Below are 15,280 nucleotides of genomic sequence, written 5' to 3' on the forward strand. Positions count from 1 at the left end.
TGCCTCAAATAAGATAAAGAGCCGAAAGCATAGCAGTGTATACGGTTACAATTAGCCAGAGCGCGTAGTCGATCGCATATTTGCGGAATATTCTGCCAGCGTAACGTTAACTTGCCAATGAATCACCGGCGAAGCGCCGCCTTTTTTCACCTAATCAGAGCCATGTCAGATACTCAAAAAGGACAATCCCAATAAAGGAACGGCTCATGACCACTTTTACCGTTGGCGATTATTTACTGGCGCGATTACAGGAAATAGGGACGAAACATCTTTTTGGCGTGCCTGGCGACTACAATCTGCAATTTCTCGATCGCGTCATTAACCATCCTGATATTGGCTGGACTGGCTGTGCCAATGAGCTCAACGCGGCCTATGCCGCTGATGGCTACGCGCGCTGTAATGGTATTGCTGCGCTGCTGACGACCTTTGGCGTTGGTGAACTCAGCGCCATCAATGGCATTGCCGGCAGTTATGCCGAGTACCTTCCGGTGATCCATATTGTCGGCGCTCCGGCCAGCCACGCACAGCAGCAGGGCGATTGCGTTCATCACTCTACAGGCGACGGTGACTTCGGTCATTTTATGCGCATGGCACAGGAGGTTTGTGTCGCAACGGCGCAACTCAATGCGGAAAACGCGACGGCGGAAATTGATCGGGTAATCGCCAGCGCGCTGCGGGCGTCGCGACCGGGGTATCTGATGTTGCCGGTCGATGTTGCACAAACAGAAGTCGATCCACCCACCCAGTCGTTAACGTTCAGCCAGCCATCTTCCCGTCATGTGTATGAGGCTTTTCGCCGGGCGGCAGAAAAGCGCCTGTTCCCGGCAAAACGGGTTTCTCTCTTAGCGGATTTTCTCGCTTTACGCTGCCATCAACAGTCAGCGCTGGCCGAGTTACGCACGGAGCGAGCCATTCCCTGTGCCAGCTTATTAATGGGGAAAGGCGTGCTGGATGAGCAGCAGCCAGGTTATGTCGGCACTTACGCCGCTGAAGCCAGCGAAGGAAAAGTGCAGCAGCTAATTGAACAAGCGGACGTGACGCTCTGCGTTGGCGTGCGCTTTACCGATACCATTACGGCGGGTTTTACTCAGCAATTCAGACCGGAACAGTGCATCGACTTGCAGCCTGACAGCGCCAGCGTAGCAGGAGAGACATTTGCGCCGTTAAGCATGGCTGATGCACTGAAGGCATTGCACACACTTTTTCAACGTTATGCTTCACGCTGGCAACTGGCGCCAGCTGACTTGCCTGACCAGCCGACTGAAGCTGCGGGCTGCATTAGCCAAAATGCTTTCTGGCGCGAGATACAGCAATTTCTCCAGCCGGGTGACATTATCCTTGCCGATCAGGGAACCGCTGCCTTTGGGGCGGCAGCGCTACGTCTGCCATCGCAGGCTCAGTTGCTGGTTCAGCCGCTGTGGGGCTCCATCGGCTATACTTTACCGGCAGCATTTGGTGCCCAGACCGCCAGACCTGAACAGCGCGTTATCCTGATTATTGGTGATGGCTCTGCACAGTTAACCATTCAGGAATTAGGATCGATGCTGCGAGATAATCAGCGCCCGATCATTTTTCTGCTGAATAATGAAGGTTATACCGTCGAGCGGGCGATCCACGGCGCAACACAACGTTACAATGATATTGCTCAGTGGAACTGGACGGCACTACCGCAAGCCCTTAGCCTGCACGGCCAGGCGCAAAGCTGGCGTATCAGCGAAACCGTGCAGCTTCAGGAGGTGATGGCGCGGCTTGCCGAACCGCAGTGGCTGTCGTTGGTGGAAGTCGTAATGAAAAAAGATGACCTGCCACCTCTGCTGCGTAAAGTCACGGCGTGCCTTAAGCAGCGCAACGGCGGATAAGATTCGGAAAGTTGCCGCTGGGCACTATGGGTTATGGCGGGTAGGCTGTACATCACTTTGAGTCAGACGCTCACCTTTCGCACCGGTGAGCGTTGTTGTTTTACGGACAGGATTTTATAGTGTCCTTCAACTCTTTAAGACACCAAGCGGAGCAACAGAAGAATGACAACTTATGCCTTGGTCGGCGATGTCGGCGGCACAAATGCCCGTCTCGCCCTGTGTGAGGTGGAAAGCGGTAGCATCTCCCAGGCCAAAACATTCTCAACATCAGAATACGACAGCCTCGAAGCCGTCATCCGCCATTATCTTGATGAACAAAAGCAGAACATTAAAGATGGCTGTATTGCCATTGCCTGCCCCATTACCGACGACTGGGTTGAAATGACCAACCATGACTGGGCATTCTCTACACGTAAGCTGAAAGAGAACATCGGTTTTGAAAACCTTGAGATCATTAACGACTTTACTGCGGTATCCATGGCGATTCCGATGTTAACCGCTGAGAATATGATTCAGTTTGGCGGCAAAGAGCCGGTGCAAGACAAACCAATAGCCATTTATGGCGCGGGCACGGGTTTAGGTGTCAGCCATTTAGTGCGCGTGGACAAACGCTGGGTTAGCCTGCCGGGCGAAGGCGGTCATGTCGATTTTGCTGCTAACAGCGAAGAAGAAGATCAGATTCTGGAAATCCTGCGCGAAGAGTTGGGCCACGTTTCGGCCGAGCGCGTGCTGTCGGGGACGGGGCTGGTGAATTTGTATCGCGCTATCGTGAAGGCCGACCACCGTGTACCAGAAAACCTGAAACCAAAAGATGTCAGTGAACGCGCGCTGGCAGACAGCTGCATTGATTGCCGTCGCGCCTTATCGCTGTTCTGCGTGATTATGGGACGTTTCGGTGGCAACCTGGCGTTGAACCTGGGTACGTTTGGTGGCGTTTATATTGCCGGTGGCATTGTGCCGCGTTTCCTGGAATTCTTTAAAGCCTCCGGTTTCCGCGCCGCCTTTGAAGATAAAGGCCGTTTCCGTGATTACGTGGCAGATATTCCGGTATATATGATTACTCATGATCAACCGGGCTTATTAGGCGCAGGCGCGCATTTGCGTCAGACGCTTGGCTGCGAACTATAAATACTCGCTGAAAGGATCTGCGAACCGTTTATGGTGACTGGCTACGTGCCCGCAGATCACCCCAACCGCGCGTAAAGTGACAACCACTTTCACCTCAGACCGCTCGCCCCGCGCCGCTTATGGCGCGGGAAGCGGTACGATCAAACACACCAGCCCTGTCAAACAGCAATGCCTGGCTGCCGTCTGGCCGGGGAAAGCGGCGGCTATGCGAAAAAGATTCGTTAATGCCTCATGCTGACGAACAGGCAGCTTCTGTTTCAGCACCGTTTTCCCTAAAAAAGCAAAAAGCGGAAATGTTGACCTCAGAAAAGGGGATCTGTTTTTCGCGAGCGCGCCGCTGGTTGACCAGCTGCCGGTTTGCTATGTTGCCGGAAGAAAGCGGGCCAGTTATAACGGGTCTGCCGCGACCGGGAGCAGAGGAATGCACTTAACCACATCACGTTTAATTTTGAGCAAATTAAAGTCTGAAGACTGGCAACTGTTTCGTGCCGTGCATCATGACAACCTCACCATGACCTGGGTAAGTGAAATTCCAGACGAAGCGGATCTACGCCAGCGTTTTCATGAACGCCTTGCGCCGTGGCAGGCCAGCAGTTTTCATATGTTATGCCTGGTGGCGCGACGGCGCGATAACGGTGAAGCCATCGGGCTGTTTGGCTGCAGCCCGGAATGGGAACCGTATCGTCAGGCAGAGGTGGGTTATATGTTACTCAGTCGGCATTGCGGCCAGGGATTTGGCAATGAAGCGCTGGCGGCGCTGTGTGAGTTTTTGTTCCAGGCAGATTTTCATAAGCTTAAGGCGATGGTGATTGAGGGCAACTGGCCTTCACGCCGCATCCTTGAAAAGAACGGTTTTCAGCTGGAAGGCACGCTACGGGATAATTATCTACTGAACGGTCGCTGGGTAAACGACTGGGCGCTGGGTCGGCTGAACCCGAAAGAATAAAATAATTTTCTGCCGCTCTCGACAAGCTTGCTCTCGTCACGTTATGTTCTTGGTTCGGTCACGGCAGTGACCAGCGTCGCTCGGACGGTCCGGGCGCTTACGTACTCCAGAGGATCCTATGGCTGATAACAGCACACCCCGTCGTTTCTCACGTATTGAACGTTTACCTCCCTACGTTTTTAACATCACCGCCGAACTAAAGTTAGCTGCGCGTCGGCGCGGCGAAGATATTATCGATTTTTCGATGGGAAATCCTGACGGCGCAACCCCGCCGCATATCGTTGAAAAACTGTGTCAGGTGGCACAGCGTGACGACACGCATGGCTACTCAACCTCCAGGGGAATTCCCCGCCTGCGCCGGGCGATTTCGCGCTGGTATGCTGATCGCTATGAGGTGGATATCGATCCCGAATCCGAAGCTATTGTCACCATCGGTTCGAAAGAGGGCCTCGCGCACCTGATGCTGGCAACGCTTGATCACGGTGACACCGTGCTGGTGCCCAATCCCAGCTATCCAATTCATATTTACGGTGCGGTCATTGCGGGCGCGCAGGTGCGTTCTGTCCCGCTGGTCGCGGGGGTTAATTTTTTTAACGAACTGGAGCGCGCCATCCGCGAAAGCTATCCCAAGCCGAAAATGATGATCCTTGGCTTTCCGTCGAACCCGACAGCGCAATGCGTGGAGCTGGATTTTTTTGAACGCGTTATTGCGCTGGCGAAACAGTACAACGTGCTGGTGATCCACGATCTCGCTTACGCTGACATTGTTTATGATGGCTGGAAAGCTCCGTCAATTATGCAGGTTCCGGGTGCGCGTGATGTGGCGGTCGAATTTTTCACGCTGTCAAAAGGCTACAATATGGCGGGCTGGCGTATCGGTTTTATGGTTGGCAATAAAGAGTTGGTGTCGGCGCTGGCGCGTATCAAAAGTTACCACGATTACGGCACCTTTACGCCGCTACAGGTTGCTGCCATTGCCGCGCTTGAAGGCGATCAACAATGCGTCCGCGACATCGCTGAACAGTACAAACGTCGGCGGGATGTATTAGTTAAAGGGCTGCATGAAGCGGGCTGGATGGTAGATAACCCCAAAGCTTCAATGTACGTCTGGGCCAAAATTCCTGATCGTTATGCGCATCTTGGTTCACTGGAATTTGCCAAACTTCTGCTGCAGGAAGCGAAGGTCTGCGTCTCGCCGGGCATTGGTTTTGGTGAGTATGGTGATACGCATGTGCGGTTTGCATTGATTGAAAACAGTGACCGTATTCGTCAGGCGGTGCGCGGAATTAAAGCGATGTTTCGTGCCGAGGGTATGCTGCCGGGCAATGTGAAAAATCTGGAAGAAGAGAGTTAAAAGCCAGTTGGGGCGACAGCATTGTCGCCCCCGGCAGCATTACAGCATCAGCAAAAAGGTGCCGAGCCACAGCAACGCGAAAAAAGAAATCCCCATCAGGGCATATTTCACAATACAACTCCTCTGAGCAGTTACGATGACGGCGATCCCGGACTCGCACAACGCGAACAGATGAGAAGAACATTTCCGCTGACTACCACGTTGTGCTTCTTTCCGGGTCGATCTGAGGAACTCAGAACAGGATCGGGCGCTAATTTACGCGGAATCGATCTGAATTGAAATAGGGCGCAACTGAGATATTCCTCGCAAAATTTAAGGGACCTGGATTTCCGGGATCGCCGACATGCCGACACGTAACTGGGCCAGATCTTTCTGATCGCGATCCAGTACGATTTTTACCGGCAGACGTTGAACAACTTTGGTGTAGTTACCGGTCGCGTTATCGGGTGAGATGGCCGAGAAAGTTGCGCCAGTCGCTGGAGCGATGCTGTCAACGCGGCCTGAAAAGGTTTTGCCTGGCAACGCATCCACCGTCACGCTAACGCGCTGGCCGGGGCGTACATCCGCCAGCTGGGTCTCAAGATAATTGGCGGTGATATAGGTTTGTTGCAGTGGCACCACGGCTAATAAGCGGGTCCCGGCAGACACGTAAGCGCCGGATCGCACCGAACGTTGTCCTACCATGCCATCTACCGGCGCGAGGATGCGCGTATAGGACAAATTCAGCCGGGCCTGGTCAACGCTGGCTTTAGCGGCAGCCTCGTCTGCTTCTGCTGAACGTATCGCTGCCTGCAACACACCAACCTCTTTCAGCGCCGACGTTAACGCAGCCTGGCTTTGACGCACTGCGGCCTGGGCAGAACGCTGAGTCGAGCTGGCTTTTTGTTGATCGTCGGCGGCCACTGTGCCGCTTTTATACAGGCGATTATAGCGATCGGCACTCTGAGTGGCATATTGCGCTGAGGCCTGGCTAGCCGCGAGACTGGCTTTTTGCTGCTCAATCACTGACTGCTGCTGTTCAAGCTGTGCCTGGCTACTTAACAATTTAGCCTGGCTAACCTGCAAATCGGCTTCGGCGCTTTCCAGTGCGACGCGATAATCACGATCGTCCAGCGTGGCCAGCACATCACCGGTTTTGACCCGCTGGTTATCCTGTACGTTAACGCTGGCAATATAGCCCGACACTTTCGGTGCAACGAGCGTGTAATCGGCATTAACGTAAGCATCGGTAGTGCGATGATCGTTGTCAGTCATGGCGGACCAGACAAAAAATGCCATGACCAGTAAAACCAGCAGCAGCAGGCTCAACACCACGGTTTTTCTCATTACTAAAGCACGCATATTCAGTTATCTCGACGTCGGTGTTACGGGTTGAATCAGGGTTTGTGGTGGCCAGACGCGTTTCGGCACAATGGCAGTGGCTAAAAGCAGAAAAACCGCAAAGCCAATCAGCAGCAGCCAGGTATCACTCAGGCTTAATACCAGTGCCTGGTGCTTCACTAAGGTGGAAAAACCGCTGAGGTTTTCGGCGGAGCTGATGCTGCCATCCGGCAGTAGCGGATGGCTACTGTTTGCCTGGCTACTGTCTGGGGCCGTCATCAGCCATGCGTGACTGGCAGCGTTATTGATCAAAATACTGGAATGAAACTGCTCGCGATGACTGACAAACCAGCTCACTAATGTTGAGGCAGCAATGCTGGAGAAGCCGCGCACGGTGTTAAACATCGCCGAGGCGAAGGGGCCTTCAGGCGGCGCCACTACGCTGGTGGAGCTCATCAATATCGGCAGGATTACCATCGGCTGACCAAAAGCTTGCAGGATCTGAATCAACCAAAAATTTTGCCGTCCCCAGTCGGTGGTAATTTGCATACCGGCCAGGCAAGAAGTGATTAAAAATCCCAGCCCTATCGCCAGCATCCAGCGACAGTCAATCCAGCGAATATTCAGTAAAGCCGCCACCAGCGGAGCGATAAGCAGTTGCGGCAGACCGACAGTCAATGCCAGTGGGGCGAATTGCAGGGTGCGAAAGCCTTCAACCTGGGCAAAGTAGGCTGAGGGCAGGGCAGAACCGGAGAGGGACACAATTAACACGCCTGCTAGCGCCAGTAATCCGTGTGTCAGATTGTGCCGCTGCAGCATCTGCAGCTTAAACAGCGGCAGCGGATGAAACCATTCGTTAATCAGAAACACGACAAACAGCGGCAGCGCGGCCAGTAACAGACCGACAATCAATGGCGAAGCTAGCCAGTCGAGGCGCTCGCCTTGCGTCAGCGCCAGAATCAGCAGCGAAATGGCGCTACAACCGGTTAACATACCGAACAGGTCGATCTGTCTGAAACGTTCAGTGCGCAAGGGATCTTGCGGCAAACCCCAGCTAATCAGCGCCATGGCAATCAACATCAGCGGCACGACTTGCCAGAATACAAACATCCAGCTGACGTCATCGGTCCAGAATGCCGCCAGCGAGGCGGCCATATTGGGGCCAAAAGTGGCGGTTAAAGCATAACCACTCAAGCCATACAGTTTGAGCGGTGGCGGCAGGAAACGCAGCGCAACGGTCATCAGCATCGGCGGCAGCGCACCCCCGAATATACCTTGTAACACACGTAAACCGATAAACATCGCAGGCGTTGGCATCATGGGTAACAGGATGCCGGTAAGCATGAAGCCAGCCGAAACCGCCAGCGTGAAGCGGCGCAGCGAGAAAGTCACGGCAAACCAGGGCGCGATCATCATTGCCGCCACTTCAGCCGCCTGATAGGCAGAAATGATCCAGCTACCCTGATCGTAACTGATACCAATAGCGGCGCGAATGTCAGCCAGCGCGATGTCCGTCACGCGATCGTTTAATCCCGATGTCAGGGCGGCAATCAATACGCCGATTAAACCCAGCGCCAGTCGCCAAGTAAAAGGATGCGGCACCGGCGCGGCGGCAGGCTTAGCGTTCATAGCGGGGAATCTCTTATTTCTGTGATGCAGTGTATTGCGATGTGATACAGAGCCTTATCTTACATTTCGATATGCTGTATTGCAATGTGGTACACACTGTAAAAAAAGCTTTATTCGCGCTACAGTAGGGCAGCACAAACAGGACGATGCTATGGCTCAACTTCCATCCAGCCGCGAGGATGAAAAAATCGGTGGCATTCAGGTCATTGCTCGCGCAGCAAAAATTTTAAATGCTTTGGGTGATCATCCCGGCGGGATGAGTCTTGGGGAAATTGCGCAGGCGGTTGCTCTGCCCCGCTCAACGGTACAGCGTATTGTGGCGGCGCTTGACAGTGCTGAGCTGGTGCGCAGCAGCGGTGCAGGCGGTTTAAGGCTCGGCCCCGCGCTGCTCAAGCTCATCTCAAGTGTCCATACCGACGTGGTAGATTTGGCCAGACCGCTGCTGGAAAAGCTGTGTGCTGACACTAATGAAACCGTTTCTCTGGCGCGCGCCAGCGGTACGCAATTGGCTATCGTGCATTACGTAGTGGCTTCGCGGGAACTGCGCGTAGTGCCGCGGATAGGATTAAATCTGCCGCTTTACAGCACCTCCGGTGGACGTGCGCTGCTGGCGCTGGAAAGCGATGATGATGTGCGGGTGATGGTGGGCGAAGCCTACCGCGAGCTCACGGAGATGACCGTGAAAACGCTGCCTCAACTGCTGCAACGTATCGCAGAAGTACGGGAAACCGGCATCTCCTACGATCGTGGCGAAACGCTGGAAGGTATTTCTACCATGGCGGTGGCGCTGGATACGCTGTTTGGCCGTTTCTCTGTTTCCTTACTGGCACCGACCGCTCGATTTCTTAAGCACGAAGCGCGCTATCGTGAGGAAATACTTAAATGTAAAGACGCGCTGGTGCGCGAAATCGGCAAAATCGCCGCTGTAGAAGGATAAACATTTGATGAAAACCTTATTGATGGCCATTGATAATTCACCGGTTGCTGAAAAGGTCATTGACCTTACTACCGTTGAAGCGCTGGCGCATAACGCACAGGTAGTCGTGCTGTGTTGCATTGATCCGGCTTACTCATCGTGTAGCCAGCCGATTGAAATTGATGCAGGTGAAGATCCGGCTGATTTTCTTGCCGCGCAAGATGAGCAGAATACCGCCGAAATGGTGGTGCGCCGCGCACTGGCTCCGTTATTACGCGCTGGCGTTAATGCGCGTGGGATGATCCTGGCCGGCGAAGCCGCGGATACCATTATCGCACAATCGGAACAGCTTAAAGCCAGCATGATTATCATGGGCCGCCGTCATCTTTCATCCTTTAATCGTCTGTTTAAAGGCTCGGTGAGCGCATCGGTGATTGAACGCGCTCATTGTCCGGTGCTTATTGATGTGCGTAAGGACTAACTTCGTCGCATGACCTCTTTGTTTATCATCACGCTGGTGGCTTTTGCACTGCTGGCGTTAATTATCATTGTGTTGGTGAAAACCACCCGGTTTCGCCCCTGGCAGGGAGTGCTGGTTTTCCTGCTCCCGCTAATTCTGGCGAATTTACTGTGGTTCAGCTGGTTACAGCCCAGGCAGCAGCACGTGCAACAACGTGAACAAGTGGTGCAGTTACTGACGCAAACGCCGGGGTATCGCGTTTTGCAAACGCAGGAACCTGCTCTGTGGCAATTGCTGGTGCAGGAATTGCAGCACAAAACCCGGATGGGTGAATCGCCGCAACAAGCGTTAGGCGAATTGCGCGGTTGGCTGGCGAATGTGATCAACCGGCGTTTAATGCGCGCACCCGACGCGGCAGTAGTAAAGTATATCGCTGTGTCGGTACAGGAGATGCAGGCACTAAATAATATTGATCCGCAGCTCTGCTTTCGTTATCTGTATCCGCAAGTTAATGGTGGCGTTAATTTAGAAAAAACGCTTTCACCCGCATTGAATCAGCAAGACGCGCAGGCCATGGAAAAATTGCTGCTCGGCAGCACCGGCGATGAACAGCAGATCGATAAAGCCGCGGCTCAGCGTGATCTACAAAATATTGTCGCCACGCTTTATAAGAAGTGGGGCGATAAGCTGCAACAGTTAAATATGCCCGCAGATACTGCGGTGGATCGCTCGTCAAGATGCGCCATGTCAATTGACCTCTACAGCGCTATTCTCGCATTACCTGCCAGGCAGGCGGCTAATTTACTCCGTAGAATGATTGCACTTACCGGTTAGCGGCCAAAAAAAAGCCCGCTCAGCGCGGGCATAAAGGTCAAGATGATTTTCTTCTTCTGATTATCACCTGGTGTGGTGCAGACATCGTTTCGTCTGAAAATATCCTGACATATCGTCGGTGATAGGTGTAGGCGCTTAAACTTATCGATTTGATTGGTAAAAACTTGTGAAATGAAGCCGGTTCGCGCATTAATCTTATAGATGCGTCAGCTACAGCAGCTTACACTGCGCGGCAACGAGAGGAAATTCAAATGAAAAAAGTATTAGCCAGCGCATTAGCGCTAATTTTATTGAGCGGTTGTACCGCCAGCAAACCTGGGGCTTTTGAACGGATTGATGAAGATACCCGCTCCAATACAGTGCAATATCGTTATGATCCAGCCAAAGTAGATAAAGATGCGATGAAACTCGATCTGGCGAAATATTGTAATAAGCGAGGCTTCGATAAAGTTGAATCTTTACCGGCGCAGGACAGTCATGTTCCGGGATTAAAGAAAGCCTGGTTTCAGTGTAATTATGCATTGAAGAGTTAAAAAAGGGCGGGATACATTGTCCCGCCCTCAATATTTATTTTATGCTGTGTGAAATCTTTGCCCGTTAACGGTGATGATGCCCACCGTGATAACCTCCGTGATATCCTCCTCCTCCGTGATACCCCCCGCCATGTCGTGGTCCAATAATGCAGCCACTTAACAGGCTAATAAGGACACACACCGAAGCGACTTTAATTAAATTCTTCATGGAAAGTTCTCCTCTTTTCCGATGACTATGACGTTACGCTGGAAAAGTGAAGTAAAAATGCAGCAAATGTAGCTTTATTTAGAGAGATATTACGTAATATTTCAGCATGCGGCTTATTAAAGTAGCTAAATATAAACCAATCGGAATCCGCTGAATTAAAATTATTTCTGACGAGAATGCTCCTAAAATAAAAAGAGAAATAATTCTCATTTAAAGCGGAATTGCCGCTACATTATTATCAGACTAGTTAATGGAGAGAAAACAATGATGCACGATGTTAAAACGGCTTTGGCGCTACAGGCCGAATTGGGGGAATGCCCGCTGTGGTCGGTAGCGGAACACGTTTTATGGTGTGTTGACATCCTCGCGCCTGCTATTCATCGCTTTGATCCACGTAGCGGCACAGTGCAGACCTTTCCGCAGGCTGAAGAAGTGGGATGTATTGGGCTGCGTGAACAAGGCGGCTTAATTGCTGCACTGCGTAGTGGCGTTTGGCTGCTGGACGATGAAGGCAAGCCGCAGCGTAAAATAGCGGATAATCCAGGCATCGCGGCACAAAGCCGTTTTAATGATGGTCGTGTCGATCCATGGGGTAATTTTTGGTGTGGCAGCTTATGGGAACCGCAGGACAAAAATGGCGGCTTGCTGTGTCGCGTAACGCCAGCGCTGGAAGTAGAGGTAAAAGCGCGCAACGTAAAAATCTCTAACGGTCTGGCATTTTCTGCCGATCGCCGCTGGATGTACCACAGCGATACCCCGAACGAAGTGCTGTATCGCTATCCGCTCAATGAAACAGGGGAGCCTGGTGAACGTGAGATTTTCCGCCGCTTTGATGCGCGCGGGGGATTGCCTGACGGCGCAGCGGTTGACAGTGAAGGTTTTTACTGGTCGGCACAGTTTGATGGCGGCCGCGTGGTGCGCATCGACCCCAACAGCGCAGAAATCGTGGACGAAATTAAGCTGCCGGTAAAATGGCCAACAATGGTGGCATTTGGTGGGGAAGATCTCAAAACGCTGTATATCACCAGCTCACGAGAAAATCGTACAGCAGAAGAACTGGCGCGTTATCCGCAATCAGGCAATATCTTTTCGGTTGAGCTGGATGTCGCCGGTATCGCTGAGCCGCTCTTTCGTGGTTAAACGCGAAACGGTTGCTCTCGGGTGTGGACCTCAGTGGCCGGGTCTGGCAGCTATATGCAGATCAGGCCGGGTTTTTGCGCGTGAAATCCCGGCCTGAACGGAAAAAAGCAGGCATGAAAGGCTGCTCAGACAGTATGAATCGTTTGGCGTAAGACGCGAACCGAAGCGAAGGAGTGATGAATAAGCGTAATTAGCCGTAAGAGAAAGTTTCAAATACCGCTTTATGACAGCAGGTTTGCAGATTTTTTGCCAGGCTAAGAGTTCACACAACAGGAGGAAATATGAAAGACCGTACATATGAATCCGTCACCAGTGAGAATGAAGTTTGCTGCATAATCGGTCAGGCGGTGATTGAACTGAGCGTAGAGCAACAACCAGTGACAAAATCGACACTGGCATTAAAATTGCTGTCGATGGCCGATCAGGATAGTGACGATGAACGCGTATTGCTTTACTGGATTGCACGAAAAGCAATCAATCAGCCGCATACACTTAACATCAGTCAGCAGCAGTGGATGTAATACTCACCAGGATGCGGGCCGGAGCCCGCCTCTCCCTCAGACCATAGCGCGGCGCCACATGGCTGGCCAGCGAGCAAACATAACCAAATTACCCAGCAAAATCATGGCCAGGCCAAGGATAGCGCTTGAATGCCACTCGTATCCTTCATAGCGTGTCGATAAGGCTAAGGCCACCAGTGGAAACAGCAAAGTGCTGTAAGCCGCCTGGCTCGAACCAATCCGTCCCAACAAGGTGAAATAGGCTGCGAAGCCGATAACCGAGCCAAATATTGCCAGATAACTGACTGCGCCCAACCATTGCAGATCCCATGTTGGCTGTAGCGACTCTCCCTGTAATAGCGATAACACTGCCATCACCAATGCGCCATACAACATACCGAAGCTGTTGGTAGTTAATACGTCACGCTTCAGTCGCTGATGGCGATTGCTAATCATATTCCCCAGAGAGAAACCTAACGTGCCGAGTGCGCTCAGCCCAATGCCCCACATCAATCCCGCAGAAGCTTGCGTATCGCGTAGATCATGCCAAAACAGTGCGACAATTCCCCCTATGCCTAAAAGCGCGGCGGGTAACAGCCGGACTGAAGGCCGCTGGCGAAAGAAAATCCAGTTATTTATGGCGTTATATAATACCGCCATGGAGAAAATCACCGATTCCAGACCGCTGCTAATCCACGCGGCGGCATAATAAAAACAGACAAAGTTGAAGCCAAAAACGCAGCAGCCTTGCAGCAAACAAAACAGGTGATCGCGTAGGGTTAAGGGACGCAGGCGGCGAAACAGACGCAACATTAGCAACATCACCAGCGACGCCAGCAGAAAACGCCAAAAAACCGCGACGGTGACAGCACTGCTGCCTGCTGCCTGTTGCGCGTAGATGGCAATCCAGGTGGTTCCCCAGATGACGACAACGGACAGGTATAAAAACAGATTCATAGACACTCTCCATACCAGAATGCGCGCAGTATGCGTTAGCCTTTGCGCGCTGGCTTGCATCACGCTGCGCTGAACTTGCAAATTCTTGCGTATTTTTCGCTGTGGTCCCGATGAGATCTGTTTTCTGCCGGCCTGGCTTCGTACACTAGCCGTCTGTTTTTGAGGACGGATACCACCATGAGCCGCTACCAAACGTTTGATATTCTGCAACGCGCCAATGCTCAGTTGCGCGATACGGTGCATTTAAACAGCGGCATTCAGCTGGCTGCGTGGTTCAATCGCGGTGTACGCGTCACCAACCTCAGCGATCACCACACGCTCAGTCTTTATATCGCCGACGGTTATGACACCTGGCATAAAACCTCCCACGGCTGGCGCAATGGTGGGGGGCCAGATCGTTTCTGTCTGATGCCAGCCGGAACCGAATCAACCTGGGATGTGCGGGCAGATTTGTCGTTTGTGCACCTTTATTGCACCGAAATTCAGCTGCGCCAGCTAGCCGAACAGACGTGGGATCGCAGCCCGGCGCAGCTCAATCTTGATCAACAAGTTTTCGCGGATGATGATCGCATCACCCAGCTGTATCGCCATTTTTTATTGAGCTGCGACTGGCAACAGCCCGCTAATCAGTTAATGCTGAGCAGCGCCTCAACCTTGCTGCTGACGCACCTGTTGCGGCAATACAGTGAAGTGCAATGGCAACTGCCGCAGGTACGCGGCGGATTAGCGCCCGCTGTGCAACGCCGAATAATCGAATTTATTGATGCACAGCTTGATCAGCCGTTAACGCTGGCTGTACTGGCACAAGAAGCCGCGTTAAGTGAATTTCATTTTGCCCGCATGTTTCGTTACGCCATGGGTGAAGCGCCACATCAGTTTGTGATGCGCCGTCGCATGCTACGCGCACAGCAGCTGTTAGTACAATCGCAGCTTCCACTGACCGAAATTGCGTTACGTTGCGGATTTTATTCCGCCAGCCATTTCAGTAATCGCTTCCGTCAGGTTCACGGCGTTTCACCTTCGGTGTACCGCAAAGGGGTAGGCTAAGGGCAGCTAAAATGAACAGGAACGGGAAAGAAGGGGAGAAATATACGGTTTGCGTGGGAAAGATGCTGATTAAATAATATCCCTGCAGGAATCGAAAATATGTTTATTGTTATGTTTTTTAAGGATTATTTTCATGTTCATTTTTTCGATACCATCATTGATACCATCAGCTGATAAAAACGTCTCATTAAGGGCATAGAGATCGGCCTATTTCGGCAGTTCCAATAATGAATAGAGGAATGAAATAACGGCGGGGAAGGGGACTGGCAAATCTGCTATTAGTCTGAAAAATGATCAAAAAAGTTATCACACCCCACGCATTATATGTACTAGCTCAGACCTGATCTGACAGTTACCGGTTATTTATACAGGTGTCTGTCAGATTAAATCTGGTTCAGATTCTTTTCTGCCCAGACCCGTTTTCCATCAAGTAACGTGGCCATTGGCGT

The 15,280-nt window shown here is 52.2% G+C and carries 16 protein-coding genes; 11 read left to right on the top strand and 5 right to left on the bottom strand.

Annotation, left to right across the window (positions count from 1 at the left end):
• The first annotated feature begins 206 nt into the window (after window positions 1-206).
• The 4 genes from QRY16_RS11855 (at window position 207) to alaC (ending at window position 5,287) form a co-directional block, all read left to right on the top strand.
• Entirely contained in the window at window positions 207-1,859 is a 1,653-nt protein-coding gene (locus QRY16_RS11855; protein ID WP_289776702.1) for an alpha-keto acid decarboxylase family protein, read from the top strand.
• Between the two features lie 162 nt (window positions 1,860-2,021).
• Window positions 2,022-2,987, top strand: coding sequence for a glucokinase (gene glk / locus QRY16_RS11860; RefSeq protein WP_289776703.1), 966 nt, complete (start codon window positions 2,022-2,024; stop codon window positions 2,985-2,987).
• Between the two features lie 421 nt (window positions 2,988-3,408).
• Entirely contained in the window at window positions 3,409-3,933 is a 525-nt protein-coding gene (locus QRY16_RS11865; RefSeq protein WP_289776704.1) for a GNAT family N-acetyltransferase, read from the top strand.
• A 118-nt stretch (window positions 3,934-4,051) separates the two neighbouring features.
• Complete coding sequence (gene alaC, locus QRY16_RS11870) at window positions 4,052-5,287, top strand: alanine transaminase (protein WP_289776705.1); 1,236 nt, start codon at window positions 4,052-4,054, stop codon at window positions 5,285-5,287.
• Window positions 5,288-5,326: 39 nt separating this feature from the next.
• On the opposite strand, the gene ypdK is transcribed toward alaC, so the two are convergent.
• The 3 genes from ypdK to QRY16_RS11885 form a co-directional block, all read right to left on the bottom strand.
• Window positions 5,327-5,398, bottom strand: a complete 72-nt coding sequence (ypdK, locus tag QRY16_RS11875; RefSeq protein WP_193404996.1) for a membrane protein YpdK — start codon at window positions 5,396-5,398, stop codon at window positions 5,327-5,329.
• A 201-nt stretch (window positions 5,399-5,599) separates the two neighbouring features.
• Window positions 5,600-6,628: an HlyD family secretion protein gene (locus QRY16_RS11880; protein ID WP_289776706.1), complete on the bottom strand. Its 1,029-nt coding sequence runs from the start codon at window positions 6,626-6,628 to the stop codon at window positions 5,600-5,602.
• A gap of 6 nt (window positions 6,629-6,634) precedes the next feature.
• On the bottom strand, window positions 6,635-8,236 hold the full coding sequence (locus tag QRY16_RS11885) for an MFS transporter (protein ID WP_289776707.1): 1,602 nt from the start codon (window positions 8,234-8,236) through the stop codon (window positions 6,635-6,637).
• A 151-nt stretch (window positions 8,237-8,387) separates the two neighbouring features.
• Here QRY16_RS11885 and QRY16_RS11890 point away from each other — a divergent pair, with 151 nt between their 5' ends.
• The 4 genes from QRY16_RS11890 (at window position 8,388) to QRY16_RS11905 (ending at window position 10,979) form a co-directional block, all read left to right on the top strand.
• On the top strand, window positions 8,388-9,173 hold the full coding sequence (locus QRY16_RS11890; RefSeq protein ID WP_289776708.1) for an IclR family transcriptional regulator: 786 nt from the start codon (window positions 8,388-8,390) through the stop codon (window positions 9,171-9,173).
• A 7-nt stretch (window positions 9,174-9,180) separates the two neighbouring features.
• Complete coding sequence (locus tag QRY16_RS11895) at window positions 9,181-9,633, top strand: universal stress protein (protein ID WP_289776709.1); 453 nt, start codon at window positions 9,181-9,183, stop codon at window positions 9,631-9,633.
• Window positions 9,634-9,642: 9 nt separating this feature from the next.
• A complete protein-coding gene (locus QRY16_RS11900; protein ID WP_289776710.1) occupies window positions 9,643-10,446 on the top strand; it encodes a hypothetical protein in 804 nt (267 codons plus the stop codon).
• 251 nt (window positions 10,447-10,697) lie between these two features.
• The gene (locus QRY16_RS11905; RefSeq protein WP_289776711.1) at window positions 10,698-10,979 is read left to right on the top strand and encodes a hypothetical protein; all 282 of its coding nucleotides are present in this window, start codon (window positions 10,698-10,700) and stop codon (window positions 10,977-10,979) included.
• A gap of 64 nt (window positions 10,980-11,043) precedes the next feature.
• On the opposite strand, the gene QRY16_RS11910 is transcribed toward QRY16_RS11905, so the two are convergent.
• Window positions 11,044-11,187, bottom strand: a complete 144-nt coding sequence (locus QRY16_RS11910; protein WP_289776712.1) for a hypothetical protein — start codon at window positions 11,185-11,187, stop codon at window positions 11,044-11,046.
• Window positions 11,188-11,451: 264 nt separating this feature from the next.
• On the opposite strand from QRY16_RS11910, the gene QRY16_RS11915 reads away from it, so the two are divergent.
• Window positions 11,452-12,327 carry an SMP-30/gluconolactonase/LRE family protein gene (locus tag QRY16_RS11915; protein ID WP_289776713.1) on the top strand — a complete coding sequence of 292 codons (876 nt, stop codon included), beginning with the start codon at window positions 11,452-11,454 and terminating at the stop codon, window positions 12,325-12,327.
• Between the two features lie 281 nt (window positions 12,328-12,608).
• Complete coding sequence (locus tag QRY16_RS11920) at window positions 12,609-12,848, top strand: hypothetical protein (protein WP_193404740.1); 240 nt, start codon at window positions 12,609-12,611, stop codon at window positions 12,846-12,848.
• A 36-nt stretch (window positions 12,849-12,884) separates the two neighbouring features.
• Here QRY16_RS11920 and QRY16_RS11925 read toward each other — a convergent pair whose 3' ends face one another.
• Complete coding sequence (locus QRY16_RS11925) at window positions 12,885-13,784, bottom strand: DMT family transporter (protein ID WP_289776714.1); 900 nt, start codon at window positions 13,782-13,784, stop codon at window positions 12,885-12,887.
• A gap of 177 nt (window positions 13,785-13,961) precedes the next feature.
• Between QRY16_RS11925 and QRY16_RS11930 the strand changes: the two genes are divergently transcribed.
• Complete coding sequence (locus tag QRY16_RS11930; protein WP_289776715.1) at window positions 13,962-14,831, top strand: helix-turn-helix domain-containing protein; 870 nt, start codon at window positions 13,962-13,964, stop codon at window positions 14,829-14,831.
• The last annotated feature ends 449 nt before the right edge of the window (window positions 14,832-15,280 follow it).

It is taken from the genome of Mixta mediterraneensis, assembly GCF_030283135.1.
Lineage (GTDB): Bacteria > Pseudomonadota > Gammaproteobacteria > Enterobacterales > Enterobacteriaceae > Pantoea > Pantoea mediterraneensis.